44 protein-coding genes are annotated in these 24,313 nt (G+C 46.5%); all 44 read left to right on the forward strand.

All coding sequences use genetic code 11. The annotated features are described in order from the left end of the window. On the forward strand, nucleotides 1–653 hold a 653-nt coding region (locus BLP63_RS15330), incomplete at its 5' end, for an EF-Tu C-terminal domain-related protein (RefSeq protein WP_242870942.1). Nucleotides 654–943: 290 nt separating this feature from the next. Next, nucleotides 944–1,258, forward strand: a complete 315-nt coding sequence (rpsJ, locus tag BLP63_RS15335; RefSeq protein WP_092593135.1) for a 30S ribosomal protein S10 — start codon at nucleotides 944–946, stop codon at nucleotides 1,256–1,258. A 106-nt stretch (nucleotides 1,259–1,364) separates the two neighbouring features. Then, on the forward strand, nucleotides 1,365–1,997 hold the full coding sequence (gene rplC / locus BLP63_RS15340; RefSeq protein ID WP_092593137.1) for a 50S ribosomal protein L3: 633 nt from the start codon (nucleotides 1,365–1,367) through the stop codon (nucleotides 1,995–1,997). Between the two features lie 30 nt (nucleotides 1,998–2,027). After that, nucleotides 2,028–2,651: a 50S ribosomal protein L4 gene (gene rplD, locus BLP63_RS15345; RefSeq protein ID WP_092593140.1), complete on the forward strand. Its 624-nt coding sequence runs from the start codon at nucleotides 2,028–2,030 to the stop codon at nucleotides 2,649–2,651. Continuing rightward, nucleotides 2,651–2,941, forward strand: coding sequence for a 50S ribosomal protein L23 (gene rplW / locus BLP63_RS15350; RefSeq protein ID WP_092593142.1), 291 nt, complete (start codon nucleotides 2,651–2,653; stop codon nucleotides 2,939–2,941). Before rplD ends, rplW begins: the two co-directional genes overlap by 1 nt. Before the next feature lie 21 nt (nucleotides 2,942–2,962). Next, nucleotides 2,963–3,793, forward strand: a complete 831-nt coding sequence (gene rplB / locus BLP63_RS15355; protein ID WP_092593144.1) for a 50S ribosomal protein L2 — start codon at nucleotides 2,963–2,965, stop codon at nucleotides 3,791–3,793. A 72-nt stretch (nucleotides 3,794–3,865) separates the two neighbouring features. Then, nucleotides 3,866–4,138, forward strand: a complete 273-nt coding sequence (gene rpsS, locus BLP63_RS15360) for a 30S ribosomal protein S19 (RefSeq protein ID WP_092593146.1) — start codon at nucleotides 3,866–3,868, stop codon at nucleotides 4,136–4,138. A gap of 30 nt (nucleotides 4,139–4,168) precedes the next feature. Then, the gene (rplV, locus tag BLP63_RS15365) at nucleotides 4,169–4,510 is read left to right on the forward strand and encodes a 50S ribosomal protein L22 (RefSeq protein WP_092593148.1); all 342 of its coding nucleotides are present in this window, start codon (nucleotides 4,169–4,171) and stop codon (nucleotides 4,508–4,510) included. A gap of 17 nt (nucleotides 4,511–4,527) precedes the next feature. Beyond that, on the forward strand, nucleotides 4,528–5,301 hold the full coding sequence (gene rpsC / locus BLP63_RS15370) for a 30S ribosomal protein S3 (protein ID WP_092593150.1): 774 nt from the start codon (nucleotides 4,528–4,530) through the stop codon (nucleotides 5,299–5,301). 43 nt (nucleotides 5,302–5,344) lie between these two features. Beyond that, a complete protein-coding gene (gene rplP / locus BLP63_RS15375; protein ID WP_092593152.1) occupies nucleotides 5,345–5,788 on the forward strand; it encodes a 50S ribosomal protein L16 in 444 nt (147 codons plus the stop codon). Continuing rightward, complete coding sequence (rpmC, locus tag BLP63_RS15380; RefSeq protein ID WP_092593154.1) at nucleotides 5,778–5,972, forward strand: 50S ribosomal protein L29; 195 nt, start codon at nucleotides 5,778–5,780, stop codon at nucleotides 5,970–5,972. Before rplP ends, rpmC begins: the two co-directional genes overlap by 11 nt. 20 nt (nucleotides 5,973–5,992) lie before the next feature. Further along, nucleotides 5,993–6,247 carry a 30S ribosomal protein S17 gene (rpsQ, locus tag BLP63_RS15385; RefSeq protein WP_092593156.1) on the forward strand — a complete coding sequence of 85 codons (255 nt, stop codon included), beginning with the start codon at nucleotides 5,993–5,995 and terminating at the stop codon, nucleotides 6,245–6,247. A gap of 29 nt (nucleotides 6,248–6,276) precedes the next feature. Beyond that, the gene (gene rplN, locus BLP63_RS15390; RefSeq protein WP_092593158.1) at nucleotides 6,277–6,645 is read left to right on the forward strand and encodes a 50S ribosomal protein L14; all 369 of its coding nucleotides are present in this window, start codon (nucleotides 6,277–6,279) and stop codon (nucleotides 6,643–6,645) included. A gap of 21 nt (nucleotides 6,646–6,666) precedes the next feature. Next, on the forward strand, nucleotides 6,667–6,978 hold the full coding sequence (gene rplX / locus BLP63_RS15395; RefSeq protein WP_092593160.1) for a 50S ribosomal protein L24: 312 nt from the start codon (nucleotides 6,667–6,669) through the stop codon (nucleotides 6,976–6,978). A 23-nt stretch (nucleotides 6,979–7,001) separates the two neighbouring features. Next, complete coding sequence (gene rplE / locus BLP63_RS15400; RefSeq protein WP_092593162.1) at nucleotides 7,002–7,541, forward strand: 50S ribosomal protein L5; 540 nt, start codon at nucleotides 7,002–7,004, stop codon at nucleotides 7,539–7,541. Between the two features lie 13 nt (nucleotides 7,542–7,554). Beyond that, nucleotides 7,555–7,740, forward strand: a complete 186-nt coding sequence (locus BLP63_RS15405; protein ID WP_092593164.1) for a type Z 30S ribosomal protein S14 — start codon at nucleotides 7,555–7,557, stop codon at nucleotides 7,738–7,740. Nucleotides 7,741–7,761: 21 nt separating this feature from the next. Next, nucleotides 7,762–8,163 carry a 30S ribosomal protein S8 gene (rpsH, locus tag BLP63_RS15410; protein ID WP_092593166.1) on the forward strand — a complete coding sequence of 134 codons (402 nt, stop codon included), beginning with the start codon at nucleotides 7,762–7,764 and terminating at the stop codon, nucleotides 8,161–8,163. Nucleotides 8,164–8,192: 29 nt separating this feature from the next. Further along, entirely contained in the window at nucleotides 8,193–8,735 is a 543-nt protein-coding gene (rplF, locus tag BLP63_RS15415) for a 50S ribosomal protein L6 (RefSeq protein ID WP_092593168.1), read from the forward strand. A gap of 21 nt (nucleotides 8,736–8,756) precedes the next feature. Continuing rightward, nucleotides 8,757–9,125: a 50S ribosomal protein L18 gene (gene rplR / locus BLP63_RS15420; protein ID WP_092593170.1), complete on the forward strand. Its 369-nt coding sequence runs from the start codon at nucleotides 8,757–8,759 to the stop codon at nucleotides 9,123–9,125. Between the two features lie 16 nt (nucleotides 9,126–9,141). Next, on the forward strand, nucleotides 9,142–9,648 hold the full coding sequence (rpsE, locus tag BLP63_RS15425) for a 30S ribosomal protein S5 (protein WP_092593172.1): 507 nt from the start codon (nucleotides 9,142–9,144) through the stop codon (nucleotides 9,646–9,648). Between the two features lie 13 nt (nucleotides 9,649–9,661). Further along, nucleotides 9,662–9,844: a 50S ribosomal protein L30 gene (rpmD, locus tag BLP63_RS15430; protein WP_092593174.1), complete on the forward strand. Its 183-nt coding sequence runs from the start codon at nucleotides 9,662–9,664 to the stop codon at nucleotides 9,842–9,844. A gap of 17 nt (nucleotides 9,845–9,861) precedes the next feature. Further along, the gene (gene rplO, locus BLP63_RS15435; protein WP_092593176.1) at nucleotides 9,862–10,302 is read left to right on the forward strand and encodes a 50S ribosomal protein L15; all 441 of its coding nucleotides are present in this window, start codon (nucleotides 9,862–9,864) and stop codon (nucleotides 10,300–10,302) included. Further along, on the forward strand, nucleotides 10,303–11,568 hold the full coding sequence (gene secY / locus BLP63_RS15440) for a preprotein translocase subunit SecY (protein ID WP_092593178.1): 1,266 nt from the start codon (nucleotides 10,303–10,305) through the stop codon (nucleotides 11,566–11,568). It begins immediately after the preceding gene. Nucleotides 11,569–11,584: 16 nt separating this feature from the next. Continuing rightward, a complete protein-coding gene (locus BLP63_RS15445) occupies nucleotides 11,585–12,235 on the forward strand; it encodes an adenylate kinase (RefSeq protein WP_092593180.1) in 651 nt (216 codons plus the stop codon). Beyond that, nucleotides 12,235–12,984: a type I methionyl aminopeptidase gene (gene map / locus BLP63_RS15450; protein WP_092593182.1), complete on the forward strand. Its 750-nt coding sequence runs from the start codon at nucleotides 12,235–12,237 to the stop codon at nucleotides 12,982–12,984. Before BLP63_RS15445 ends, map begins: the two co-directional genes overlap by 1 nt. Nucleotides 12,985–12,998: 14 nt before the next feature. Next, nucleotides 12,999–13,277 carry a KOW domain-containing RNA-binding protein gene (locus tag BLP63_RS15455; protein ID WP_092593184.1) on the forward strand — a complete coding sequence of 93 codons (279 nt, stop codon included), beginning with the start codon at nucleotides 12,999–13,001 and terminating at the stop codon, nucleotides 13,275–13,277. A gap of 27 nt (nucleotides 13,278–13,304) precedes the next feature. Further along, nucleotides 13,305–13,523 (forward strand): translation initiation factor IF-1, encoded by a 219-nt coding sequence (infA, locus tag BLP63_RS15460; RefSeq protein WP_092593186.1) that lies wholly within the window; start codon nucleotides 13,305–13,307, stop codon nucleotides 13,521–13,523. Nucleotides 13,524–13,539: 16 nt separating this feature from the next. Then, nucleotides 13,540–13,653, forward strand: a complete 114-nt coding sequence (gene rpmJ, locus BLP63_RS15465) for a 50S ribosomal protein L36 (protein ID WP_025434559.1) — start codon at nucleotides 13,540–13,542, stop codon at nucleotides 13,651–13,653. Nucleotides 13,654–13,763: 110 nt separating this feature from the next. Beyond that, nucleotides 13,764–14,135 carry a 30S ribosomal protein S13 gene (rpsM, locus tag BLP63_RS15470; protein ID WP_092593188.1) on the forward strand — a complete coding sequence of 124 codons (372 nt, stop codon included), beginning with the start codon at nucleotides 13,764–13,766 and terminating at the stop codon, nucleotides 14,133–14,135. 13 nt (nucleotides 14,136–14,148) lie between these two features. Beyond that, a complete protein-coding gene (rpsK, locus tag BLP63_RS15475) occupies nucleotides 14,149–14,559 on the forward strand; it encodes a 30S ribosomal protein S11 (protein WP_092593190.1) in 411 nt (136 codons plus the stop codon). Between the two features lie 20 nt (nucleotides 14,560–14,579). Further along, complete coding sequence (gene rpsD, locus BLP63_RS15480) at nucleotides 14,580–15,200, forward strand: 30S ribosomal protein S4 (protein WP_092593192.1); 621 nt, start codon at nucleotides 14,580–14,582, stop codon at nucleotides 15,198–15,200. A 54-nt stretch (nucleotides 15,201–15,254) separates the two neighbouring features. Then, nucleotides 15,255–16,205: a DNA-directed RNA polymerase subunit alpha gene (locus tag BLP63_RS15485; protein WP_092593194.1), complete on the forward strand. Its 951-nt coding sequence runs from the start codon at nucleotides 15,255–15,257 to the stop codon at nucleotides 16,203–16,205. A gap of 21 nt (nucleotides 16,206–16,226) precedes the next feature. Then, nucleotides 16,227–16,568, forward strand: coding sequence for a 50S ribosomal protein L17 (rplQ, locus tag BLP63_RS15490; protein WP_092593196.1), 342 nt, complete (start codon nucleotides 16,227–16,229; stop codon nucleotides 16,566–16,568). A 123-nt stretch (nucleotides 16,569–16,691) separates the two neighbouring features. Continuing rightward, nucleotides 16,692–17,516 carry an energy-coupling factor transporter ATPase gene (locus BLP63_RS15495; RefSeq protein WP_092593198.1) on the forward strand — a complete coding sequence of 275 codons (825 nt, stop codon included), beginning with the start codon at nucleotides 16,692–16,694 and terminating at the stop codon, nucleotides 17,514–17,516. After that, the gene (locus tag BLP63_RS15500) at nucleotides 17,501–18,367 is read left to right on the forward strand and encodes an energy-coupling factor transporter ATPase (protein WP_092593200.1); all 867 of its coding nucleotides are present in this window, start codon (nucleotides 17,501–17,503) and stop codon (nucleotides 18,365–18,367) included. The genes BLP63_RS15495 and BLP63_RS15500 overlap by 16 nt, the downstream gene beginning before the upstream one ends. Further along, on the forward strand, nucleotides 18,357–19,160 hold the full coding sequence (locus BLP63_RS15505; RefSeq protein WP_092593202.1) for an energy-coupling factor transporter transmembrane component T family protein: 804 nt from the start codon (nucleotides 18,357–18,359) through the stop codon (nucleotides 19,158–19,160). Before BLP63_RS15500 ends, BLP63_RS15505 begins: the two co-directional genes overlap by 11 nt. Further along, nucleotides 19,157–19,909, forward strand: coding sequence for a tRNA pseudouridine(38-40) synthase TruA (gene truA, locus BLP63_RS15510; protein ID WP_170829502.1), 753 nt, complete (start codon nucleotides 19,157–19,159; stop codon nucleotides 19,907–19,909). The genes BLP63_RS15505 and truA overlap by 4 nt, the downstream gene beginning before the upstream one ends. Nucleotides 19,910–20,051: 142 nt before the next feature. Then, nucleotides 20,052–20,480, forward strand: coding sequence for a 50S ribosomal protein L13 (gene rplM / locus BLP63_RS15515; RefSeq protein ID WP_092593206.1), 429 nt, complete (start codon nucleotides 20,052–20,054; stop codon nucleotides 20,478–20,480). Nucleotides 20,481–20,498: 18 nt separating this feature from the next. Beyond that, nucleotides 20,499–20,891, forward strand: a complete 393-nt coding sequence (gene rpsI, locus BLP63_RS15520) for a 30S ribosomal protein S9 (protein ID WP_092593208.1) — start codon at nucleotides 20,499–20,501, stop codon at nucleotides 20,889–20,891. Between the two features lie 145 nt (nucleotides 20,892–21,036). Next, nucleotides 21,037–21,351: a MazG-like family protein gene (locus BLP63_RS15525; protein ID WP_092593210.1), complete on the forward strand. Its 315-nt coding sequence runs from the start codon at nucleotides 21,037–21,039 to the stop codon at nucleotides 21,349–21,351. 11 nt (nucleotides 21,352–21,362) lie between these two features. After that, entirely contained in the window at nucleotides 21,363–22,772 is a 1,410-nt protein-coding gene (gene amrA / locus BLP63_RS15530; RefSeq protein ID WP_092593212.1) for an AmmeMemoRadiSam system protein A, read from the forward strand. A 38-nt stretch (nucleotides 22,773–22,810) separates the two neighbouring features. Beyond that, nucleotides 22,811–23,251, forward strand: coding sequence for a DUF1893 domain-containing protein (locus BLP63_RS15535; RefSeq protein ID WP_092593214.1), 441 nt, complete (start codon nucleotides 22,811–22,813; stop codon nucleotides 23,249–23,251). A gap of 45 nt (nucleotides 23,252–23,296) precedes the next feature. Then, entirely contained in the window at nucleotides 23,297–23,719 is a 423-nt protein-coding gene (locus tag BLP63_RS15540; protein ID WP_092593216.1) for a nucleoside-diphosphate kinase, read from the forward strand. 74 nt (nucleotides 23,720–23,793) lie between these two features. Continuing rightward, the gene (locus BLP63_RS15545) at nucleotides 23,794–24,312 is read left to right on the forward strand and encodes an ECF transporter S component (protein ID WP_092593218.1); all 519 of its coding nucleotides are present in this window, start codon (nucleotides 23,794–23,796) and stop codon (nucleotides 24,310–24,312) included. Nucleotide 24,313: the final 1 nt, after the last annotated feature.

The raw sequence follows: 24,313 nt of genomic DNA on the forward strand, positions 1-24,313 counted from the left end.
AAGATCCTACATCTTCATGGGCAGACAAGATCGTTGAGATGTTCGAAATCATCGACACTTATATCCCAGAGCCACAGCGCGACATTGACAAGCCGTTCCTGATGCCTGTCGAGGACGTCTTCTCCATTACTGGCCGCGGTACAGTTGCTACTGGCCGTATCGAGCGTGGTATCGTCAAAGTCCAGGAAGAAGTTGAGATCGTCGGTCTTGCTGAAGAGAAGCGCAAAGTCGTCGTTACAGGCGTTGAGATGTTCAAGAAGCTCCTCGACGAAGGCCGTGCAGGCGACAACATTGGCGCACTGCTCCGCGGCGTACAGAGAACAGAGATCGAGCGCGGTCAGGTTCTCGCGAAGCCGGGTTCAGTCAACCCGCACACAGAGTTCGAAGCTCAGGTTTACGTCCTGAAGAAAGAAGAAGGCGGCAGACATACACCGTTCTTCAACGGTTACAGACCGCAGTTCTTCTTCAGAACGACAGACGTTACGGGTTCAGCACAGCTTCCTGCAGGTGTAGAAATGTGTATGCCTGGCGACAACATCGAGATGACGATCACGCTGATCTCACCGATCGCTGTTGAAGAAGGCCTCAAGTTCTCCATCCGTGAGGGTGGCCGTACGGTTGGCGCTGGCTCCGTCATTAAGATCATCAAGTAATAGAAGCTTAGATTGCAATAGTGGTGGGCCTGTGAAAAACAGGCCCACTTTTAAATGTAAAAAGTGTTGCATATCTTGAATGTTAGTAGTATAATGATAAAGCGTGTTTATAAGCGATGAGATAGAAGGTTACCGTACTGGCACGGAAAAATTTCTATTGAGAATGGTCCAATCGTTGAATTGGGCGGCCGGGATTTGTGTGCCTGAAAATGCGATACGCCAGGCAAGGTGTGCATAGACCCAGTCGTGTGTTTAAGATCACGCGCATTTATTTCAAGGAGGTAAAACACATGGCTAACAAAGGACAAAAAATCAGAATTAAACTCAAGTCATTCGATCACAAAGTTCTCGACAGCTCTGCACAAAAAATTGTCGAGACAGCAAAGAGAACGGGCGCTGACGTCGCGGGTCCGATTCCACTTCCTACTAAAAAGGAAATCATCACTATTCTCCGCGCAGTTCACAAGTACAAAGATTCCAGAGAACAGTTCGAGCTCAGAACGCACAAGCGTCTGATCGACATCCTCAATCCAACGCCTAAGACGGTTGATTCTCTTATGAGACTTGATCTCCCAGCTGGCGTGGACATTGAAATCAAACTGTAATACCCTACTGTCGTTACTAAGAGATTGGTTTGAATAGATTCAACCCTCATGCTTAGTATGATTGCAGAAGCAATCCGCTGTAAGATTATCGGGAGGTGTAAACACTATGTTAGGTATTTTAGGCAAAAAAATTGGCATGACTCAGGTGTTTGACGCAAATGGCAACGTAGTTCCTGTCACTGTCGTCGAAGCAGGTCCTATGCATGTCACACAAGTCAAAACAGTTGAAACGGACGGCTACTCCGCGATTCAGGTCGCTTTCGGAGAAGCAAAGGCTCACCGTGCCAACAAACCAACCAAAGGCCATTTCGCGAAAGCTGGCGTTGAGTTTAAGAAGTATGTTCGCGAGTTCAGGGTTGAAGATGCGTCTGCATTTTCAGTCGGACAGGAAATCAAAGCAGATCTCTTCGCTGAAGGCGCAGCTGTGGACGTTTCCGGCATTTCAAAAGGTAAAGGTACACAAGGCAACATCAAGCGTTGGAATCATGCGCGCGGTCCTATGACCCACGGTTCCAAGAGCCACAGACTTCCAGGCTCGATCGGCGCCGGCACGTTCCCGGGTAAAGTTGTTAAAGGTATGCCAATGGCAGGTCGTATGGGCCGTGAAAAAGTCACGATTCAGAATATCGACGTTGTCCGAGTTGAAGCAGACCGCAACCTGATCCTTCTTAAAGGCGCAGTTCCGGGACCAAAAGGCAGCCTGCTGACCATTAAACCAACGGTCAAATCTGGCAAATAGTGATTCGAGTAAAGGAAAGGAGGAAGCAACGTGGCTAAATTAGATGTTTTAAATATGTCCGGAGAAAAAGTTGGAGAAATTCAACTGAATGATAGCATTTTCGGCGCAGAGGTCAACAAGCAGGTTCTTCATCAGGTTGTTGTCAACTATCTTGCAAATCAAAGACAAGGCACACAGTCTGCAAAGACAAGAGCTGAAGTCAGAGGCGGCGGTCGCAAGCCGTTCCGTCAAAAGGGCACAGGCAATGCGCGTCAAGGCACAATCAGAGCGCCTCATTATGTAGGCGGTGGCGTTGTATTCGCACCAAAGCCAAGAGATTACAGCTATGTGCTGCCAAAGAAAATCAAGAGACTTGCCCTTAAATCAGCGTTGAGTTCTAAAGTTCAAAACGGTGAAATGGTGGTTCTTGAAGATCTTGCATTTGAAGCGCCTAAAACAAAAGCAATGCTCAATGTTCTCAAAAATGTCAATGCTGGCAAGAAAGCGCTGATCGTTACGCTCGACAAGAATGACAATGTCGTATTCTCAGCAAACAACATTCCAGGCGTCAAGACGTCCTTCATTGGTCAGCTCAACGTCTATGAGATCCTCAACCACAACAGCTTCATCATTACTAAAGCTGCTGTCGAGAAACTCGAGGAGGTTTACGCGTAATGAAAACACCTTATGACGTTATTATTCGCCCAATCGTTACTGAACAGAGCATGATGGGCACTTCAGAGAAAAAATATACGTTCGAAGTCCACAAGGACGCCAACAAAACAGAGATTCGCCAAGCGGTAGAGGCCATTTTCGGTGTAAAAGTTGATAAGGTCAACACCATGAACGTCGATGGAAAAGTTAAGCGCCAAGGTAAATATATAGGCAGAACTTCCAGCTGGAAAAAAGCCATAGTCAAATTGGCTCCAGACAGCAAGGACATCGAGTTCTTCGAAGGCATCTAATTACTGAAGGAGGGAAAAAACATGGGTATCAGAGGGTTTAAACCCACTTCGCCTGCGGTCAGACAGATGACGGTGTCCACTTTTGAGGAAATCACGAAATTTACACCGGAAAAAGCCCTGACTGTTTCGATCAAGAAGAATTCAGGACGTAACAATCAAGGTAAAATTACTGTTCGCCACAGAGGCGGCGGCACAAGAGTCAAATATCGTACAATAGATTTCAAGCGCAACAAGGACAACGTTCCTGCAACGGTTGCAGCTATTGAATACGATCCGAACCGTTCAGCAAATATCGCGCTGCTGCACTATGCAGACGGCGAAAAGCGTTACATCATCGCACCTCATAAAATTTCAGTCGGCGACGTCATCATTTCGGGTGAAGGTCACGACATCAAAATTGGCAACGCAATGCCGCTGAGCAACATTCCTCTCGGTACTATGATTCACAATCTTGAGCTCAAACCGGGCAAAGGCGCTCAGCTCGTTCGTTCTGCAGGAAACGCCGCACAGCTTATGGCTAAAGAAGGCAAGCTTGCGCTTGTCAGACTGCCATCCGGCGAAACGCGTTATGTCAGAATTGAATGCCGTGCCACGATCGGTCAAGTCGGCAATATCGACCACGAGAATATTACCATTGGTAAAGCTGGCCGTAAGCGTCACATGGGCATCAGACCAACCGTTCGCGGTTCCGTCATGAACCCGAATGACCACCCACACGGCGGTGGTGAAGGCCGTTCTCCTATTGGACGTCCAGCGCCTGTTACACCTTGGGGCAAGCCTGCGCTTGGTTACAAGACGCGTAACAAGAAAAAGGCTTCCAACAGCATGATTGTATCAGCGAGAAAGAAATAGTTTGAGATTGGTGGCGGACAGACTGTTCGCCACTGCCTCGACGGGCAAAGCACGAAGGGAGGAAATGCAAGGATGAGCAGATCGCTTAAAAAAGGACCTTTTATCCATAAAGGACTTATCCGGAAAATTGAAGAAATGAACGCAGCAGGAGATAAAAAAGTTATCAAATCTTGGTCGAGATCTTCGACGATTTTCCCTCAAATGGTTGGACACACGATCGCAGTTCACGACGGCAAAAAACATGTGCCTGTTTATGTGACAGAAGACATGATCGGCCACAAGCTCGGAGAATTCGCCCCTACGAGAACTTTCAAAGGCCACGCGGGCGACAAGAAGAGCAAGTAAGGCCATTTTAGATCGGAAGGAGGGCACACAATGAAATCAGTAGTAAGAGCTGAAGCGAAATACGTTCGTATTTCCTCAAGAAAAATGAAGCCAATCGCGAATTTGGTCAGAGGCAAAAATGCCAAAGAAGCTAAAGCGATTTTGAAGTTTATACCGCGCAAAGGCGCAAGAATCTTCCTTAAAGTACTTGAGTCAGCGATCGCAAACGCTGAAAACAACAACCATATGGATGTTGACAAGCTTTACATCGCTGAAATCTACGCTAACCAGGGACCTGTCATGAAGCGTTTCAGAGCGGGTTCTCACGGCAGAGCAAATCCAATTCTTAAGAGAAGCAGCCACGTAGGCGTCGCGGTATCCGAAAGAGAATAGTAAGGAGGGAATAGCGGATGGGTCAAAAAGTAAGCCCACACGGACTTAGAGTCGGTATTATTAAAGATTGGGACTCAAAATGGTACGCTAACAAGAAAAACTTCTCCGAGTTGCTCGTTGAAGATTTCAATATCAGAAAAATCCTTAAGAAGGAACTTTATACTTCAGGCGTTTCAAGAATTTATATTGACCGCGCTGCGAACAACAGAATCCATATCAATATTTTCACTGCAAAACCAGGCATGATTGTTGGCCGCGGTGGCGAGAATATCAAAAAGCTGAGGGAACAGCTCCAGACTATGACTGGAAAAACTATTCAGCTTGATATCTCCGAAGTTGAAAATGCTGATACAGATGCGCAGCTCGTCGCTGAGAACATTGCGTCACAGCTTGAAAGACGTATTGCTTTCAGACGCGCAATGAAAGGTTCCATCACAAGAACTATGCGTTCCGGCAGTGTAGAAGGTATCAAAATTATGACCGCAGGTCGTTTGGGCGGCGCAGAAATCGCGAGATCTGAAAGCTACAGTGAGGGTAATGTTCCACTTTCAACCCTTCGTGCTGATATCGATTACGGATTTGCTGAAGCGAACACGACTTATGGCAAAATTGGCGTTAAGGTCTGGATTTGTAAAGGTGAAATACTCCCTAAAGCAAATGGCGAAAGCATCCTTATGCGTAAAGAGCCAAAGAAAGCAAGAGCACAAGGTCAAGGCGGTCAGAGAGACAACAGAAGACCTGCACGTTCTGGCAAGCCAAGACAAGGCAGAAATGAGAAAGATGCACGTTAATTCCTTTAATGGATAGAGAAGTTATGGAAGGAGGCTGTACGCCATGTTAATGCCTAAAAGAGTTAAGCGACGCAGAGTACATCGCGGCAGAATGAAAGGCACTGCGCAAAAAGGCAACGAAATATCGTACGGAGATTACGCATTGGTAGCAATGGAGCCTGCGTGGATCACAGCGAATCAGATAGAATCAGCGAGGATCGCGATCAACCGTTACATTAAAAGAGGCGGTAAAGTTTGGATCAAAATCTTCCCTCATAAACCGGTTACCAAGAAACCTGCTGAAACCCGAATGGGTGCTGGTAAAGGTTCGCCGGAGTATTGGGTAGCAGTTGTCAAGCCGGGCCGAATTATGTTCGAGCTTTCCGGTGTCAATGAAGAGACAGCTCGTGAAGCAATGCGTCTTGCTGCGAACAAACTGCCTATTCAGTGCAAGTTCATGAAGCGCGAAGAAGTGCTTGAAAAGGGTGGTGAATCTAATGAATGCTAACAAACTCCGAGATATGACTGCGGATGAGCTTACAGTAAAGCTGAATGACCTTAAAAGCGAATTGTTCAACCTTAGATTCCAGTTGGCCACCGGCCAGCTCGACAACCCTATGAAGATCAAAAATGTCAAAAAAGACATTGCCAGAGTCAAAACGATCCTCAGGGAACGGGATATTAAGGCTTAATCGCGAGGGAGGTAAGTAAATTGGAAAGAGCTAACAGAAAAGTTAGAACTGGTACAGTTGTCTCCGATAAAATGGACAAGACAATTGTTGTAAAAGTAGAAGATTTCATTCGTCACCCGCTTTATGGAAAGCGTGTAAAAAGAACGACGAAATTCAAAGCACACGACGAACAGAACGCCTGCGGTATAGGCGATAGAGTTCGAATTATGGAAACTCGCCCTCTCAGCCGCGACAAGCGCTGGAGACTCGTAGAAATTATCGAGAAGGCGAAGTAATTCTTGCTGATTGGAAGGAGGTTGCAAGCATGATCCAACAGGAAACCCGGTTGAAAGTCGCGGACAATTCCGGTGCTAAAGAACTATTGTGCATCCGCGTACTTGGCGGTTCTAAGAGAAAGTACGGCAACATCGGCGACGTTATCGTCTGTGCCGTTAAAAATGCAACACCAGGCGGAGTTGTTAAAAAAGGTGATGTCGTCAAGGCAGTCATCGTCAGATCCGTCAGCGGCGTTAGAAGAAACGACGGTAGTTACCTTAAATTCGATGATAACGCAGCAGTCATCATCAAAGAAGATTTGTCTCCAGTCGGTACCCGTATTTTTGGACCGGTTGCTCGAGAATTAAGGGATAAGAAATTTACCAAAATCGTTTCCCTGGCTCCAGAAGTCTTATAAGAGAGTGGGAGGTGGAAATAGATGCGTGTTAAAAAAGGTGATACGGTAGTCGTAATTTCCGGCAAGGATAAAGGAAAAAAAGGCAAAGTCCTTCAAGCGCTTCCAAAAAAAGAGCGCGTAATCGTTGAAGGTGTCAATATGGTGACGAAGCACCAAAAGGCTTCTCAACAAGTAAAGCAAGCTGGCATCATCCATCAGGAGGCGCCAATTCATGTTTCTAATGTTATGCTTCTCGACCCTAAGGTCAAAACGGGTACGAGGGTTTCATACAAAGTACTCGACAGTGGCAAAAAGGTCAGAGTCGCCGCAAAATCTGGCGAAGTCATTGACTAACAGTCGGGAAGGAGGGTTAACCAATGGCTAGATTTAGAGATAAGTATCTGAATGACGTTAGAAAAGGTATGATGGAGAAGTTCCAGTACAGCAACGTCATGGAGATTCCTAAAATTGAAAAAGTAGTTGTCAATATGGGACTTGGTGATGCAAAGGACAATCCAAAAGAGATTCAAGTTGCAGTCGCTGAGCTCGCAAAAATTACAGGTCAACAGCCTGTTGTTACAAAAGCCAAAAAATCCGTCGCTAACTTTAAAGTGCGCGAAGGCATGCCGGTAGGTGCTAAGCTTACACTCCGCGGCGAAATCATGTACGAGTTCCTCGACCGTCTCATCTCAATCGCGCTTCCGCGTGTACGGGATTTCAAAGGCGTCAACCCAAATGCGTTTGACGGCAGAGGCAACTATACGCTTGGCGTAAAAGAACAGTTGATTTTCCCGGAAATCGAATATGACAAGATTGATAAAGTCCGTGGCATGGACATCACCTTCGTAACAACTGCGAAGACTGACGAAGAAGCTCGTGAGCTTCTCGCGCTTATGGGGATGCCATTCAGCAAATAAGGAGGGGTATCAAGTGGCGAAAACATCGCTTAAAGTTAAACAAGCACGCCCGCAAAAGTATTCAACACAAGAATATTCACGTTGTAAGCTTTGCGGACGACCACACGCATACATCCGCAAATTCGGCATCTGCCGTATTTGCTTTAGAGAATTGGCATACAAAGGTCAAATTCCAGGTGTGCGCAAAGCCAGCTGGTAATAAGGAAAGGAGGTATTGTCCATGACTATGACTACAGACCCAATTGCAGATATGCTGACACGCATTCGTAATGCCAACATGGTGAAGCATAATGTCGTCGACATCCCGTCGTCGAACGTCAAAAAGAGAATTGCTGAAATTCTGATGACTGAAGGCTTTATCAAGAACTACAGCATGATCGCAGACGATCACCAAGGTATTATTCGAATCGAGCTTAAATATGGCGAAAATAAAGAGAAGGTCATTTCCGGCCTTAAACGTATTTCAAAACCAGGCCTCAGAGTTTACGCAAAGAAGACGGACATTCCGAAAGTCCTTGGCGGCCTCGGTATTGCCATCATTTCGACTTCAAATGGCATTATCACAGATAAGGAAGCTCGCAACCTCGGAGTTGGCGGCGAAGTCATCTGTTACGTTTGGTAATATAAAGGGATAGAGTAGGAGGTGCAGGAATGTCTAGAATTGGTAGATTGCCTATTACGATCCCTGGTGGCGTGACTGTCAGCGTCGACGAGACGAATTTAGTAACAGTCAAGGGCCCATTGGGAGAGTTAAAAGAGCAAATCAACAAAGATCTTAAAGTGACAATCGACAACGGTTCATTAACTGTCGAACGTCCATCTGATAATAAAACACACAGAGCGCTTCACGGCCTCAGCCGTACGCTTATAAACAATATGGTCGTGGGTGTTTCCCAAGGCTACTCGAAGAAACTCAAAATTGTCGGTGTTGGTTACAGAGCCAACAAGAACGGCAATAAATTAGAGCTTTCTCTCGGATTTTCCCATCCTGTTGTCATGGAAGACCCTGCTGGTCTTACGACAGAGGTTCCGGTTCAGACTGAAATCATTGTCAAAGGGATCAACAAGCAGCTCGTAGGCAACTATGCAGCGAAGATCCGTGACTGGAGACGACCAGAGCCATATAAGGGCAAAGGCGTCCGTTATGAAAATGAAAATGTCCGCCGTAAAGAGGGCAAAACCGGTAAGAAATAATCGGGAAAGGAGTGAAGCGGCATGATTAACAAAGTTGGTAAAAATACAAACAGACAAGCTCGCCAGGCAAGAACGCGCAAGAAAGTTGCGGGAACTGCCCAGCGTCCAAGACTGAATGTTTATAGAAGCCTTAATAATATTTATGCACAGATTATTGATGACGTCGCTGGCGTCACGATCGCTTCTGCTTCATCGCTTGAGGCGGAAGTCAAAGGACAATTTGCGCATACAGGCAACAAGCTTGCCGCAAAGGCTGTCGGTGAACTCATCGCTAAGAGAGCGATTGAGAAAGGCGTTCAAGTAGTAGTCTTTGACCGTGCTGGATATCTTTATCATGGACGTGTCAAAGAACTGGCTGACGGTGCCAGAGAAGCCGGCTTAGAATTTTAGCAAAGGAGGTTAACGAATGAACCGCACAATGATTGATGCGAGCAAACTTGAGCTTAAAGAACAAGTGATCAATATAAATCGCGTTACAAAAGTAGTTAAAGGTGGTCGAAACTTCCGCTTTGCTGCCCTGGTAGTCGTCGGTGATGAAAATGGCCATGTCGGTGTTGGCACAGGTAAAGCCCAGGAGGTTCCTGAAGCGATCCGCAAAGCGATTGAAGATGCCAAGAAACATCTTATTTATGTGCCGCGTGTTGGCACATCCGTGCCACACCCTATTCGTGGGGAGTATGGCGCTGGTGCAGTTTTGATCATGCCAGCCTTTGAAGGTACTGGTGTAATCGCAGGCGGTCCTGTCCGTGCTGTACTTGAGCTTGCCGGCATCAAAGATGTCCGCGCAAAATCACTCGGCAGTGACAACCCGCGTAACGTCGTTAACGCGACAATTAATGGTCTGACCAACATGAAGACTGTTGAAAGCGTTGCTAAATTAAGAGGTAGAACCGTAGAAGAAATTCTTGGTTAGGAGGTGCACGACCGTGGCAAATACAATCAAGGTAAAATTGGTGAAGAGCACGATTGGTGCTATTCCGAAACACAAGAAAACGATAGAGGCACTCGGCTTGAGAAAGATTGGCCAAGTCGTCGAGAAGCAAGATAATCCTCAAATGCGAGGGATGATCCAGCAGGTCAGCCACCTGGTTAAGATCGTCGAAGCTTAAACAAAGGAGGTGTGATTATGAAGCTTAATGAATTAGCGCCATCACAGGGCACCAATAAGAATCGCAAGCGCAGAGGTCGCGGAACCGCGACTGGCCAAGGTAAAACTGGCGGCCGCGGTATGAATGGACAAAATTCAAGATCCGGCGGCGGTGTCCGTCCAGGTTTTGAAGGCGGACAGCTTCCACTCTTCCGTCGTATTCCAAAGCGCGGCTTTAAAAATAGAAACCGCATTGATTGGACAACGGTAAATATTGAAGTTCTCAATGCTTTTGAAAACGGCACTGTTGTTACGCCTGAACTCCTGATTGAAAGTGGCATCGTAAAAAAATTCAGCTACGGCCTTAAAGTCCTTGGGGACGGCTCACTGAACAAGGAAATCACGGTTAAAGCCCACAAATTCACTCAGTCAGCGATTGAAAAGATCGAAGCTGCTGGAGGAAAGGCAGAGGTGATCTAGTTGCTTTCAACACTTGTCAACGCATGGAAGATACCAGACTTAAAAAAACGCATACTCTACACTTTAATGATGTTGGTCGTTTTTCGTCTCGGATCAGCCATCCCAGTTCCGGGGATCGATAAAACTCAGCTCGCCTCGCTTTTCGCGAATGACTCAGGATTTCTTGGGTTTTTCAACTTGATTTCAGGCGGTGCATTCAAGAACTTTACGATTTTCGCGCTAGGTATTTCTCCGTATATTACGGCTTCCATCATAGTTAATCTCCTTCAAATAGCTTTTCCCGATTCAGTCGGCGCAATGGCTAAAGAAGGTGAAGAAGGTAAAAAGAAGCTCGCGCAATATACGCGTTATGGCACTGTTGTTCTCGCGTTGATTCAGGCAACTGGTTGGAGTATTGGTCTTTTCAGACCGGCGTATATCAACGATACACCGTTGAGCATTGCAATATCAGTCATTGTACTGACTGCTGGTACAGCATTCCTGATGTATCTCGGTGAGAAGATCACCGAAAACGGTATAGGAAATGGTATCTCGCTCTTCATCTTTGCCGGGATTCTCGCCAGAGTTCCGCAAAGTACTGTCACTACAGTGCTTAGATTCCTTGATGGCCAGCTTTCAATTTTCAGCATCCTTCTATTCGTTGTCATTGCACTGCTGATCATTGTTGGAATCATCTACATTCAAGAAGGAACACGTAAAATTCCGGTTCAATACGCAAAGCGCGTTGTTGGCAGAAAAATGTACGGCGGTCAAACTTCATACATTCCTATGAAAGTCAATCAGTCAGGCGTTATCCCAATCATCTTTGCTGTATCGCTGCTGATGTTCCCAATGACGATCGCGCAGTTTTTCCCGGAAAGCAGTTTTTATGAGTTCTTAAGACTTAATTTTGGTCAATCGAGCATCATTTACAATATCCTTTACGCTCTTTTGATTATCTTCTTCACTTACTTCTATACGTCAGTCATCTTCAATCCCATTGAAGTCGCAGACAATATGAAGAGAAATGGCGGTTTTATTCCTGGCATACGCCCGGGTAAACCGACATCTGAATATCTTGAGAGAACAATGAGCCGGATCACGATCGCAGGCGCTGTTTTCCTGGCGTTCATAGCGGTACTGCCAAATATTATTCTCGGTTTCGGGTCTTTGAACCTCGCATTTGGCGGCACCTCACTGCTGATCGCAGTCGGTGTTTCGCTCGAAACAATGAAGCAGATCGAAGCTCAAATGGTTATGAGGCATTACCAAGGCTTTTTGAAGTAGTCAGGAGATGATGGTGATGAAACTGATCCTGTTAGGCCCTCCGGGAGCCGGCAAAGGTACTCAGGCAGCAAACATTATCGAAACATTCAATATCCCCCATATTTCTACCGGAGATATTTTTAGAAAAAATATCAAAGAAGGTACGGAACTTGGGAAAAAAGCTAAAGATTTTATGGACCGGGGCGAGCTCGTTCCGGATACACTGGTCGTAGAAATCGTAGAAGATCGATTGAAAGCAGAGGACTGCAAGGCAGGTTTTCTACTTGATGGTTTTCCGAGAACTGTATTTCAGGCAGAGGCGCTGGATAAGGTGCTCGAGAAAATGGGATCTGCTCTGGATCGCGTCATTAATGTCATAGTCGATCCGGACCTGCTCGTAGAAAGAGCTGTCGGGAGAAGAATCTGCAGAGACTGCGGGAGCACCTATCACATCAAACACAATCCGCCTAAAGTTGAGGGTGTTTGCGATAAATGCTCTGGTGAGCTTTACCAGAGATCTGATGACAATGCTGATACAGTTACGAACCGCATTCGGGTGTATATGGACGAGACTTCCCCGCTGATAGAGTACTATCAGGCCAAAGAAAAGCTAATCAATGTGGACGGACAACAAGACATTGATAAAGTCTTTGATGATATTCTCAAAGCAATTGGGAGAACGCAGTAATGATTCTTGTAAAATCCGGCACGGAAATTGAATATATGCGTGAGTCAGGCAGCATTGTGGCTAAAGTCCATTCGGTCATGAGGGACATAATCAAGCCTGGCATCACTACTAAAGAACTCGATGAGATCGCAGAGCGCATTATTCTCGAGCATGGGGCGCAGCCCGCATTTAAAGGCTATGGTGGCTTTCCGGCTGCCATCTGCGCCTCCGTGAATGAGGAGGTCGTCCATGGCATTCCGGGAGAACGGGTGCTGCGTGAGGGCGATATCATCAGTATTGACGTGGGCGCGCTCAAGAACGGCTATTACGGAGACAGCGCAAAAACCTATCCCGTAGGAGAAATCAGCACAAAAGCGGAGAAGCTGATCCGTGTAACGCGGGAAAGCTTTTATGAAGGGCTTAAGTTCTGCAAAGTTGGCTACAGACTTTCTGATGTTTCACACGCCATACAAACCCATGTCGAAAAAGAAGGTTTTTCTGTCGTCAGGGATTATGTGGGACATGGCATTGGCGCTTCTCTACATGAAGACCCTCAAATTCCTAATTACGGCCCGCCTGGGAAAGGTCCCAGACTGGCAGCGGGAATGGTATTGGCAATAGAGCCAATGATCAACGCAGGGAGATATACAGTAAGAGTACTTGGCGACAATTGGACTGTAGTGACTGCAGATGGCAGTTTATCCGCCCATTACGAACATACTATAGTCATAACAGAGGATGATCCGCTGATCCTCACCGCGGAATTCTAAGCGAGGTGCAGGATTTGGATACAACGAAAGAATTGGCTGTTGGTCAATTTGTCAAATCGAAGGCAGGCCGCGATCGCGATCGAGTATTTTTGATTCTTGACATAGTTGATGATAATTTCGTATTATTAGTAGATGGGAATTTAAGAAAAGTCGATTCACCGAAGCTGAAGAAAGTACGCCATTTGGTCAAAATCAACCAGATTAGTACAGCGTTCGCTGATACTTTGAAGGATGGTAAAAAACCTGATGACAGCTTGGTGAGACGTGAAATTGATAAACTCCAGCAAGTCTGATTTAAGCACGGGGAGGTAAGAGAATTTATGGCAAAAAGCGATGCGATCGAAGTCGTCGGAACCGTTATAGAAGCGTTACCAAACGCTATGTTCCGAGTCCGGCTGGAAAACGATCATGAAGTGTTGGCTCATGTTTCCGGCAAACTTAGAATGAATTTTATTCGAATTCTGCCGGGCGATAAAGTGACTATGGAATTGTCTCCATACGATCTGACTCGCGGAAGAATAACCTGGCGCGGCAAGTGATAAGGAGGTATAACGCATGAAAGTCAGACCATCGGTGAAACCGATTTGCGAAAAGTGCAAAATTATTAAGCGCAAAGGCAGAGTTATGGTCATTTGCGAAAACCCTAAACACAAACAGAAGCAAGGTTAACCAGTGAAAGAATCTGACGTGGGGACGCGGCTGTCCTTAAGGATTCCAAGCGTCAGATTTAGACATATAGCGGTAATCTGGCATTTTACTCAAGCAGGAGGTGTACATTAATGGCAAGAATTGCGGGCGTCGACCTGCCAAGAGAAAAGAGAGCCGTCATCGGACTCACTTACATCTATGGTATAGGCAAGCCAAGATCTATTGAAATTCTATCCAAGGCCGGTGTCAGTGAGGAGACTCGCATCAAAGATCTGACAGAAGATGAGGTTAACAAACTCAGAGCGGTCATTGAGAGTGATTATGTCGTTGAAGGTGATCTTCGACGTGAAGTAGCCCTGAACATCAAGCGTCTCCGTGAAATTGGTTGCTTTAGAGGCATCCGTCACAGAAAAGGACTCCCTGTCCGCGGACAGAGAACGAAAACAAATGCACGTACGCGTAAGGGCCCTAAGAAAACGGTCGGACGTAAGAAGAAGAAGTAAAGGAGGGTGAACCATGGTAGCAAAAAAAGTACGTAAAACCACAGCTGCCCGCGGTAAGAAAAAGCGCGAGCGCAAAAATATAGACCGAGGTCAGGCACATGTACAGTCTACGTTCAATAACACGATCGTAACGCTGACGGACACAGCCGGTAATACTATTTCTTGGGCTAGTGCTGGCGGACTCGGCTTCAAAGGATCAAGAAAGTCTACACCTTTTGCTGCGCAAATGGCGGCGGAATCTGCAGCTAAGAACGGCATGGAGCATGGGCTTAAAACAGTTCAAGTTTTCGTAAAAGGACCTGGCGCTGGCCGTGAAGCCGCGATCAGATCTCTTCAGGCTGCTGGCCTCGAGATTTCATCGATCGTAGACGTAACGCCGATCCCTCACAACGGTTGCAGACCACCGAAGCGCAGAAGAGTTTGATATTATAGGAGGTGTAGTGAATGGCTAGATATACGGGACCTTCTTGCAGACTTTGTCGTCGAGAAGCACAGAAACTTTACCTCAAGGGTGACCGCTGTTATTCCGACAAGTGTGCTCTCAATAAGAGAGAAAACGCTCCGGGTCAACATGGCGCCAGAAGAAGTAAGCTTTCTGGCTACGGCGTACAGCTGAGAGAAAAACAAAAGGTTAAGAGATACTATGGTATCCTCGAAGGCCAATTCCGTGAAATTTACAATAGAGCTGAAAAGATGAAGGGGATCGCAGGCGAAAACCTTCTCCAACTATTAGAGCTTCGCATGGACAATGTCGTTTATAGACTTGGCTTTGCAAATTCAAGAAAAGAAGCACGACAACTCGTTACGCACGGACACTTTAAAGTGAACGGCAACAAAGCGGATATCCCTTCCATGACGCTTAAAGTCGGTGATGTCATTGAAGTCAAGGAGCGCAGCAAAGCTTCTGACAAGTTCAAGGCCATCATGGAAAAGGGACAAGCAACGCCAACGTGGCTTGTTGCTGAACCAGAGAAAATGAGCGGTAAGATCGTTTCGGCGCCGGCAAGACAAGATATCGATCTTCCGATCGAAGAGCACCTGATCATCGAGCTCTACTCTAAGTAGTCGTCGTAACGATATGTTACCCTCACATCCTATAAATGAAGGAGGGTTTGTGCAGTGATAGAGATTGAAAAGCCTAGTATCGAGTGTGTTGAAATGAACGACATGGCTACTTACGGCAAATTCGTCGTCGAGCCGCTCGAACGCGGTTATGGCATTACACTCGGGAATAGTTTAAGGCGCATTTTATTGTCTTCTCTTCCGGGTACAGCAGTTAAGTGGGTTAAAATCGACAATGTACTTCACGAATTTTCCACGATTCAGGGTGTTAAAGAAGATGTCGTTGATATCATTCTGAACCTGAAAAACCTGGCTGCCAAAATTCATTCGGATGATGAAGTCAAGATTTTAAGAATCGAAGCGACTGAGGCTGGTCCGATCACTTCGGGCGATATCATTTGTGATTCAGATGTCGAAATCCTGAATACAGATCTTCATATCGCTACCCTCGACGATCATTCAACGCTTAACATGGAAATAGCCTTGGCTAAAGGCCGTGGCTATGTATCTGCGGATCTTAACAAAGATCCTGGGATGTCTATTGGCATTATTCCTGTAGATTCCATCTTCACACCGGTTCAAAAAGTAAATTTTAGTGTCGAAAACACGCGTGTTGGTCAAGTCGCAGACTATGACAAACTCGTCATGGAGATCTGGACCGACGGGACTATAAAACCGGATGAAGCCGCCTCTATCGGCGCCAAAATCATGGCTGAACATCTGAATCTTTTCATCAACATGACAGACAGCGTCAATGGCGTTGAAATCATGGTGGAGAAAGAAGAAGACAAGAAAGAAAAAGTGCTTGAAATGACTATCGAGGAGCTCGATCTTTCAGTTCGCTCTTACAATTGTTTGAAGCGTGCTGGCATCAATACCGTTGAGGAATTGACAGAAAAGACGGAAGATGACATGATGAAGGTCCGAAACCTTGGTAAAAAATCACTCGAAGAAGTCAAGCAAAAGCTCGAAGAGCTTGGGCTGGGACTGAAATCTGAAGAAGAATAGAAGGAAAAAGGAGGGGAATCCATGGCGGGTTATCGTAAACTCGGGCGTCCAACAGCGCACCGTAACCTGATGCTGAGAAATCTGGTTACTAGCCTGATCAAGAACGGCCGTATCGAGACCACTGAAACGAGAGCCAAGGAAGCTCGCAAGATCGCTGAAAAGATGATCTCGCTCGGCAAGCGCGGCGACCTTCATGCAAGACGTCAGGCAATGGCCTTCATTACTGAAGAAGCTGTTGTTAAGACGCTGTTCGAAGAAATTGCGCCTAAGTACGCTGACAAGAGCGGCGGCTATACCAGAATTTACAAGCTTGGACCTAGACGAGGCGACGCAGCGCCAATGGTCATGATCGAGTTGGTATAAGATCGTTATGAGGGACTAAGGGCTTTAGCTTAGTCCCTTTATCTTTTTGTTCTCGAAAAATTTGTAAGGTGTTTTTTTGAGGTGTATAATAGAGTGGCAAAGTCACAGAGATGAGGGAATAACATGATTCAAGCGAAGAGCGTCACTTATTTTTATAATGAAGCTGAGCTTTCACCAGCGCTCAAAGAGTTGAATATTGATATTGCCAGTGGTGAATTTGTCGTCATAATCGGACATAACGGATCCGGAAAGTCGACTTTTGCCAAACTTTGCAATGGTATTATGCACCCCACTGAAGGGGTAATTTTAATTGATGGCATGGACACAAGCCATTATGATCAGATTTGGGAAATAAGAAAAACTGCTGGCATGGTATTCCAAAATCCAGACAACCAAATTGTAGCCACAGTGGTTGAAGAAGATGTAGCCTTTGGTCCGGAAAATCTTGGGATCGCGCCTCCAGAGATTCGCGTTAGAGTGGATGAGGCGCTTAACAGCGTCGACATGTATGAGCATAGGCGCAAGCCGCCCCATTTGCTTTCCGGGGGCCAAAAACAGCGCATAGCCATTGCGGGAATTCTTGCAATGAAGCCTAAGTGTATCATTCTTGATGAACCTACGGCAATGCTGGATCCTTCAGGCCGTAAGGAAGTTATGGAAACCATAATGAGGCTGAACAAAGAAGAAGGCATCACCATTGTGCATATTACCCATTTTATGGATGAAGCGGTACATTGTGACCGTGTCATTGTCATGGAAGATGGCGCCAAACTTCTTGAAGGCCCACCCAAAACCGTGTTTTCGAAGGTAGAACAGCTTCAGAGCATGGGCCTGGATGTCCCGCAAGTGACACTCCTGGCACATCAGCTGAGAGTGCAGGGTGTTGATATTCCAGATGACATCATAACAGTAGAAGAGTTGGTGGAAGTGCTATGTCCATTATTATAGAAAATCTCAATCATATTTATGATATAGGCAGCCCGTTTGAAACCAATGCCCTTAATAACGTTTCATTGAGCATTGATCAGGGAGATTTCGTGGGATTGATTGGCCATACAGGTTCGGGGAAGTCAACTTTGATTCAGCATATGAATGGTTTGTTAAAGCCTACCTCGGGCAAAATTATAATCAACGGGTTTGATATTACTTCTTCAAAGGCAAAGCTGAATGAAATCCGAAAAAAGGTCGGCTTGGTTTTTCAGTATCCTGAATATCAGCTTTTTGAAGAGACTGTTGAGAAGGATGTAGCCTTTGGCCCCAACAATTTGGGCATTGGACCTGAAGAGGTAGCAATTCGGGTTAAGGAATCCTTGGAAATGGTCGGACTGGATTACGAAGAGATACGCTCTAAATCCCCATTCGAACTCAGCGGCGGTCAAAAAAGGCGTGTCGCTATTGCAGGTGTAATAGCCATGAAACCGGAAGTTCTAATATTGGATGAACCAACAGCGGGGCTCGACCCCAAAGGACGGGATGAGATCCTTGATCAGATTCTAAGCCTTCACGCAATGCAAGGGATCACAGTCATTTTGGTTTCTCACAGCATGGAGGACATAGCCAGATATGTCCGTAAAATATTTGTCATGGACGGCGGCAGTCTTGTTCTCGCAGGAGAGCCCGCTGAGGTGTTCAGCCATGTCGAGCGGCTTGAGGAAATTGGCCTTGCTGCGCCTCAGGTGACTTATGTCGCAAAAGCGCTGGCAGATAAGGGCATAGACATAGATCCAACATTGTATACGGTAGAAGGTGCGGCGGCGCGTCTGATGGACCTTCTAAGGAGGAAAAGTCATGCTTCGTGATATCACAGTCGGACAGTATCTGCCACTGGATTCTCCCATCCATCGCATGGATCCGAGGTTTAAACTCGTCGCTGCCATGTTGTATATCATATCGCTTTTCTTTGTGAATTCTTTTTTTGGCTACCTTGTTGTGGTCGCGTTTTTAGCGATGACGGTCATTCTTTCAAAAGTCCCCTATAAGTATTTGCTGAGGGGATTAAAGCCTGTTTTGATGATCATTGTATTTGCCTTTGGGATCAATATTTTCTTAACGCCGGGTACTGAAATATTTCGGTTTTGGATTCTTAAAATAACACAGGAAGGCGTCAGGCAGGCGTTTTTTATGGCCAGCCGCTTGATTCTCCTGATCATAGGGACTTCAATGCTCACCTTGACCACGTCTCCAATTGAATTGACAGACGGTCTTGAGCGACTTTTGCATCCATTCAAAAAAATTGGACTTCCCGCACACGAGCTCGCTATGATGATGACTATTGCACTCCGTTTTATTCCTACGCTCCTTGAAGAAACTGACAAAATAATGAAAGCGCAAATGGCTCGGGGCGCTGATTTTGAGAGCGGGAATTTGATCAAACGCGCCAAAAGCCTGATCCCACTGCTGGTGCCGCTGTTTATAAGTGCTTTCAGAAGGGCGGACGAGCTGGCAATGGCTATGGAAGCGCGTTGCTACAGGGGCGGTGAGAACCGGACACGGATGAAAGTCCTTCAATTCACACATCTCGACTTGATTGGCACCTTTGTATTCATACTCTACTGGGGCGGTTTGATCGCAGTCAGGATGTGGGTGTCTTGAAGCCCAGAAAACCTCCAAGGCGCGTTAAATTGACCATAGCCTATCAAGGGACACAATATCAGGGGTGGCAGCGCCAGAAACGATTTAAATCGATTCAAGGCACGCTTGAGAAACTGCTCAGCAATCTCTTAAGTGAAAAAATTGAACTGACGGCCTCCGGAAGAACGGACGCCGGCGTTCATGCAAAAGCACAAGTGGCGTCGTTCCTCCATCACTCTTCTTTTCCGACTGGGAGATTGTGTTATGTCCTAAACTATCATCTGCCGGAGGATATTATAGTTATAAAAGCTGAAGATGCGGCCCTTGATTTTCATCCCAGATATTCAGCTCAGGGGAAGATCTATGAGTACAGGATTGACAATGCCCCGGTCAGAGACCCACAAAAGGCTTTTCAAGCCTGGCATGTAAGCGATCCTTTGAACGTGGAAGCCATGCGTGAAGCTGTTAAGTACTGGGTAGGTGAACACGATTTTGCTTCTTTCAAATCCCAAGGGAGCTCCGCAAAAACGACTGTCCGCAGAATAGACTCTATTGAGATCATCCATAGCGGCGCAGAAATCCTCCTGATATTCAGAGGAAATGGCTTCTTGTATAACATGGTGCGTATTATGACAGCGGTGCTCGTCATGATTGGGAAAGAAAAGCTCAGTCCTGAAGATGCCTTACGTCTGCTTGAGGCGAAAGACAGAACACTGGCCCCTTGGACAGCGCCACCTCAAGGCTTGTATTTGAGCGAAGTTATTTATTGATTTATCTTTAAAAAACAGTTGACTCAGAGCCATTGCTATTATAAAATAAGTTTGGCTCATTTTGAGGCGAATAAAAAAAATCCTGCCCCGGGTTTTTTTATTTAATAAAAAACGGTGAAATATTAATGTTAGGAGGGAACTCATGAAATCTTTCGTTGCTAAACCCAATGAAATAGAGAGAAAATGGTATGTCGTCAATGCTGATGGAAAGACCCTCGGCAGACTTTCCACTGAAGTTGCTACAATCCTTAGAGGCAAACATAAGCCAACCTACACCCCTCACGTCGACTGCGGTGATTATGTGATCATCATCAACGCGGAGAAAGTGGTTCTGACTGGCAAAAAGCTTGATCAGAAAAAATTCAGATGGCACACTGGTTACACAGGTCACCTGAGAGAGCGCAGCTATCGTGAAATGATGGCAAAGAAGCCTGAGACGGTTGTTACGCACGCCATCAAAGGTATGCTTCCAAAGAATACCCTTGGAAGAGAGATGCTGAAAAAGCTTAAAGTTTACAAAGGCGATCAGCATAACCACGAAGCACAGAAGCCTGAAGCGCTCGAATTATAACCACGAAGGAGGGAATTCATGATGAGTATGCAGTATCAAGGCACAGGAAGACGAAAAAGCTCCACTGCACGTGTACGCCTCGTACCGGGCAATGGTGAATTCAAGATCAACGGTCGTACAGTTGAAGATTACTTCAACTTTGAAACACTTCGCAACGAAATTAAACGTCCTCTGGTTCTCACCAATACCCTTGGAAAATTTGACGTCTTTGTTCTTGTTGAAGGCGGCGGGTTCACAGGTCAAGCTGGCGCAGTGCGCCATGGTGTTTCCAGAGCCCTTCTTAAAGTAGATGACGAGTATCGTGCCATCCTTAAGAAGGAAGGCTTCCTCACGCGTGACTCCCGCATGAAGGAAAGAAAAAAATACGGTCTCAAGGCTGCGAGAAGAGCACCACAGTTCTCCAAGCGATAATTCAAAGGATCAAGTTCAAGACACCTCATATTGGGGTGTCTTTTTTTGACCTCTGCCAGATTCTGAAAGAGGCAGACGTTAAGCTGCGGTCCTTATTGTTTTTTGTGCTATAATGGGTAAAAGTCAAGTGAAAGGGCGAGAATAGATGAATGAATACAAACAAATAAGTCTCCCAAAGCTCAACAATCTTCAGCCAGGTTTGGAGTCCACGTGCCTTAAGCTCATGGAAGAAGCAGGAGAGCTCGCGCAATTAATTGGTAAATTTAGAGGATTGAATGGCGAAACGGTCGATATGCCACCTAAAGAAGTCGTGGAACGAATCAGCCTTGAGCTTTTGGATGTGGCGCAGGTTGCTGTCTCTATGATGTTTGTCCTTGAAGAGACTTATCAAATAGACATTGAGGAAAAGGTTACAGAACACGTTGACAAGCTGAGGCGAAAGGGCTATATCAAAGGTTAGGAGCGATTGATATGACAATACTCTCTGGTTATCTGATGCCGCACCCACCGGTTGTAATTTCTGCTGTTGGGCACGACCAGTCGAAAATTGTGAACGCTACTGCACAAGCTATGGATCAAGTCGGAAGGCAAATCGCTGAGTTGGCGCCGGAAGTTATTGTTGTCATTTCTCCCCATGGACCATTGTTCAGTGATGCCATAGCTATTCGGGGCGAAGAGACTTTGGAAGGCAGCCTGGGCAGCTTTGGGGCTTCTGAAATACACCTGAAGAAGCAAAACGCTGTCGGACTCGTGAAAGCTTTGGCGGAGAAGGCGGTCGAACAAAATTTACCAGCTGTGATATTTGACCGTCATCTCGCAAAGAGGTTTGATGTTTCGGGAGAGCTTGATCACGGGGTCATAGTGCCTTTGTCATTCGTCGAAAACCATTACCAGAATTATAAACTGGTCGAGATCACTTACGGGCTGCTCCCTACAGATGAGCTTTACAGGTTCGGACAATTACTGACGGCTTGTATCGAACAGCAGGGACTGAGGGCGGTTATTATAGCGAGCGGAGATTTGTCTCACAAGCTGAAGGATTCAGGGCCTTATCGCTATGATGCGCGTGGGCCTGAATTTGATGCGTGGGTTATTGAGTCTTTCCAAAATAATGATTTGGTCAAAGTCGTGACGGCTGATGAAGACTTGTGTGAAGGCGCTGGTGAGTGCGGCAAGAAATCTTTGGATATTATGATTGGTGCACTGGATGGGCTGGAGACCACAACGCGCGTTCTCTCCTACGAAGGGCCTTTTGGCGTGGGATATGGGGTTGTTGCGCTGACGGATCTCAAACCCTCTGAACAAGCAAAGCGCTTTGATGACATTGTCATGGGGGTTCAACAGAGGCGACTGACAAGGAGAAATCAGGAAGACAGCTTTGTCAAGCTGGCGAGAGCGGCGATTGAAGCTTATGTTAGGCAGCAGAAGCGGATCAAGCTTCCAGAGGCGCTTAAACAGACGGCGCTGGGCGGGCCATCAAAAGGTGTCTTTGTCTCGATTAAGAGTTCTGGAGGGCTTAGAGGGTGTATAGGCACGACCATCGGCACACAGAAGTCTTTGGGTGAAGAAATCATCCACAATGCCATTCAGGCGTCAACGGAGGATCCAAGATTTCCGGAAATTGAGCCTTGGGAACTGGAGCAGCTCGCGATTTCGGTGGATGTCCTTTCGAAAGGCGAACTGGTTTCCGGGCTGGAAGCGCTGGATCCGAAAAAGTATGGCGTTATTGTGGAGACGGATTACAGGCGTGGGCTGCTGCTGCCGGATCTCGAGGGCATTGACAGCGCTGAGGAGCAAATCAGGATTGCGCTGAACAAGGCGGGGATCAAGGAAAAGGAAGCTTACAGGATCCATAGATTTACCGTCGAACGGCACATTTGACTTGAGGGTGCCACTATAAAACAGATGGGAGTTTGGAAATGACGTTTGAAAAAGGCATTCAGTCACTGAAAGATCAGGGATTGACCATGATGGTCCAAGTGAAGGGTGAAACATTGCACACCTCTGTGGAGCGAGGGATCAAGCCCCTCTACATGATTTATACGAAGGGTGTCAGGTTTGAGGATGGGGCACTTTTGATTGACAGAGTTATTGGTCTTGGCGCAGCCAGACTCGCGGCGGCGCTTGGCGTGACGCAGATTTGGACACTGGTGATGAGCGAGCCTGCGCACGACTACCTGATGTCTGTGGGTATCGAGGCTAAATGTGAGAGGCTGGTTGAGCACATTCAAAACAGAGAAGGCACAGGCGCCTGTCCTGTTGAGACAATTGCAATGGAGACCAGAACCTCGGAAACTGAGTGGTTTGATGCTATGATGGTGGAGATTCAGCAGTTTCTTGAGCGTATTGGTGCAATTTAGCCTACTAATAATTTAACCGTTAATTTAACCGTGTGAGGTGTTTTTATGAGAGAGTCAACTTTAGTCATTATTAAGCCAGACGCAGTTAAAAAACAAAGGATTGGCGCGATCCTGTCTTTATACGAAGCCCACGGGCTGGTGCTTGAGGAAGCCTACATTTGCGTCCCTGAAAGGGCGCTCATAGAAAAGCATTACGAGGCCCATAAGGATAAAGACTTTTATCCCTCCCTGGTGCGGTTCATGACTTCAGACCGGGTTTTCGTCATGAAGCTTTCTGGTGAAAATGCAGTGGAAGTAGTCAGGGAGATCAATGGCGCAACGGATCCGGCAAAGGCAAGGGTGTGCACCATTCGCTATCTTTATGGGGACAGCGTTCAGTTCAATGCGGTGCATGGCTCGTCCAGCCCTGAAGAAGCTGAGGCGGAACTGGCCCTTTGGTTTGGAAAGGATCAGGACGAAGAGGAATAAAAAGAAGAGGAATAGGAAGAAGAGGGATAGAAGGCTATTCCGAGAAATATAAAACAACTTTGGAGGATATTGAAATGAACAACACTAAAGCCATGATCCGCGGGGCGCTAATAATTGCAATGGGTTTGCTGGTCCCAACGGTTTTTCATCTGACTTCAGTAAGCGGCGCCATCTTCTTGCCCATGCATTTGCCAATCCTGGTAGGCGCGGCATTTGTTAACCCTTGGATTGCGCTGGTTGCAGGTGCGCTTACGCCCCTTGCCAGCTCGATAGCGACCGGGATGCCGCCACTTTTTCCCATTGCCTTTTTGATGACGTTTGAACTGGCCGTTTATGGCTGGACAATGTCATGGCTGCTGAACAAAAAGCGTGTCAATATTTACGCTGCCCTCATCATAGCCATGATCGCCGGTCGTACGGCCCTCGGTTTAGCCGCGGTGGTGACGACGTCTTTGTTCGCGGTACAGCTGAACCCCTTCATGTACATGAAAGGCGCCATACTGACAGGTCTGCCCGGCATGGCGCTTCAGCTTTTGCTTGTTCCAGTGCTCATAAAAGCGCTGTCTGCCTCTTTGCAATTCAGGAGAGGGTAAA

The organism is Acidaminobacter hydrogenoformans DSM 2784 (assembly GCF_900103005.1).
Classification (GTDB): domain Bacteria; phylum Bacillota; class Clostridia; order Peptostreptococcales; family Acidaminobacteraceae; genus Acidaminobacter; species Acidaminobacter hydrogenoformans.

Bases quoted from the DNA above. Each gene is read 5' to 3' on its own strand.
- rplP (WP_092593152.1), top strand. From the start codon at position 5,345: ATGTTAATGCCTAAAAGAGTTAAGCGACGCAGAGTACATCGCGGCAGA.
- rplM (WP_092593206.1), top strand. From the start codon at position 20,052: ATGAAATCTTTCGTTGCTAAACCCAATGAAATAGAGAGAAAATGGTAT.
- BLP63_RS15500 (WP_092593200.1), top strand. From the start codon at position 17,501: ATGTCCATTATTATAGAAAATCTCAATCATATTTATGATATAGGCAGC.
- rpsK (WP_092593190.1), top strand. From the start codon at position 14,149: ATGGTAGCAAAAAAAGTACGTAAAACCACAGCTGCCCGCGGTAAGAAA.
- rpsC (WP_092593150.1), top strand. From the start codon at position 4,528: ATGGGTCAAAAAGTAAGCCCACACGGACTTAGAGTCGGTATTATTAAA.
- rplB (WP_092593144.1), top strand. From the start codon at position 2,963: ATGGGTATCAGAGGGTTTAAACCCACTTCGCCTGCGGTCAGACAGATG.
- rplV (WP_092593148.1), top strand. From the start codon at position 4,169: ATGAAATCAGTAGTAAGAGCTGAAGCGAAATACGTTCGTATTTCCTCA.
- rpmJ (WP_025434559.1), top strand. From the start codon at position 13,540: ATGAAAGTCAGACCATCGGTGAAACCGATTTGCGAAAAGTGCAAAATT.
- BLP63_RS15545 (WP_092593218.1), top strand. From the start codon at position 23,794: ATGAACAACACTAAAGCCATGATCCGCGGGGCGCTAATAATTGCAATG.
- BLP63_RS15540 (WP_092593216.1), top strand. From the start codon at position 23,297: ATGAGAGAGTCAACTTTAGTCATTATTAAGCCAGACGCAGTTAAAAAA.
- infA (WP_092593186.1), top strand. From the start codon at position 13,305: ATGGCAAAAAGCGATGCGATCGAAGTCGTCGGAACCGTTATAGAAGCG.
- rplW (WP_092593142.1), top strand. From the start codon at position 2,651: ATGAAAACACCTTATGACGTTATTATTCGCCCAATCGTTACTGAACAG.
- rplO (WP_092593176.1), top strand. From the start codon at position 9,862: ATGAAGCTTAATGAATTAGCGCCATCACAGGGCACCAATAAGAATCGC.
- map (WP_092593182.1), top strand. From the start codon at position 12,235: ATGATTCTTGTAAAATCCGGCACGGAAATTGAATATATGCGTGAGTCA.
- rplX (WP_092593160.1), top strand. From the start codon at position 6,667: ATGCGTGTTAAAAAAGGTGATACGGTAGTCGTAATTTCCGGCAAGGAT.
- rpsM (WP_092593188.1), top strand. From the start codon at position 13,764: ATGGCAAGAATTGCGGGCGTCGACCTGCCAAGAGAAAAGAGAGCCGTC.
- rpsH (WP_092593166.1), top strand. From the start codon at position 7,762: ATGACTATGACTACAGACCCAATTGCAGATATGCTGACACGCATTCGT.
- rpmC (WP_092593154.1), top strand. From the start codon at position 5,778: ATGAATGCTAACAAACTCCGAGATATGACTGCGGATGAGCTTACAGTA.
- rpsD (WP_092593192.1), top strand. From the start codon at position 14,580: ATGGCTAGATATACGGGACCTTCTTGCAGACTTTGTCGTCGAGAAGCA.
- rplR (WP_092593170.1), top strand. From the start codon at position 8,757: ATGATTAACAAAGTTGGTAAAAATACAAACAGACAAGCTCGCCAGGCA.
- BLP63_RS15525 (WP_092593210.1), top strand. From the start codon at position 21,037: ATGAATGAATACAAACAAATAAGTCTCCCAAAGCTCAACAATCTTCAG.
- rplC (WP_092593137.1), top strand. From the start codon at position 1,365: ATGTTAGGTATTTTAGGCAAAAAAATTGGCATGACTCAGGTGTTTGAC.
- rpsS (WP_092593146.1), top strand. From the start codon at position 3,866: ATGAGCAGATCGCTTAAAAAAGGACCTTTTATCCATAAAGGACTTATC.
- rplN (WP_092593158.1), top strand. From the start codon at position 6,277: ATGATCCAACAGGAAACCCGGTTGAAAGTCGCGGACAATTCCGGTGCT.
- rpsJ (WP_092593135.1), top strand. From the start codon at position 944: ATGGCTAACAAAGGACAAAAAATCAGAATTAAACTCAAGTCATTCGAT.
- rplF (WP_092593168.1), top strand. From the start codon at position 8,193: ATGTCTAGAATTGGTAGATTGCCTATTACGATCCCTGGTGGCGTGACT.
- rplE (WP_092593162.1), top strand. From the start codon at position 7,002: ATGGCTAGATTTAGAGATAAGTATCTGAATGACGTTAGAAAAGGTATG.
- BLP63_RS15505 (WP_092593202.1), top strand. From the start codon at position 18,357: ATGCTTCGTGATATCACAGTCGGACAGTATCTGCCACTGGATTCTCCC.
- rpsI (WP_092593208.1), top strand. From the start codon at position 20,499: ATGATGAGTATGCAGTATCAAGGCACAGGAAGACGAAAAAGCTCCACT.
- BLP63_RS15495 (WP_092593198.1), top strand. From the start codon at position 16,692: ATGATTCAAGCGAAGAGCGTCACTTATTTTTATAATGAAGCTGAGCTT.
- amrA (WP_092593212.1), top strand. From the start codon at position 21,363: ATGACAATACTCTCTGGTTATCTGATGCCGCACCCACCGGTTGTAATT.
- rpsE (WP_092593172.1), top strand. From the start codon at position 9,142: ATGAACCGCACAATGATTGATGCGAGCAAACTTGAGCTTAAAGAACAA.
- BLP63_RS15445 (WP_092593180.1), top strand. From the start codon at position 11,585: ATGAAACTGATCCTGTTAGGCCCTCCGGGAGCCGGCAAAGGTACTCAG.
- BLP63_RS15535 (WP_092593214.1), top strand. From the start codon at position 22,811: ATGACGTTTGAAAAAGGCATTCAGTCACTGAAAGATCAGGGATTGACC.
- rplQ (WP_092593196.1), top strand. From the start codon at position 16,227: ATGGCGGGTTATCGTAAACTCGGGCGTCCAACAGCGCACCGTAACCTG.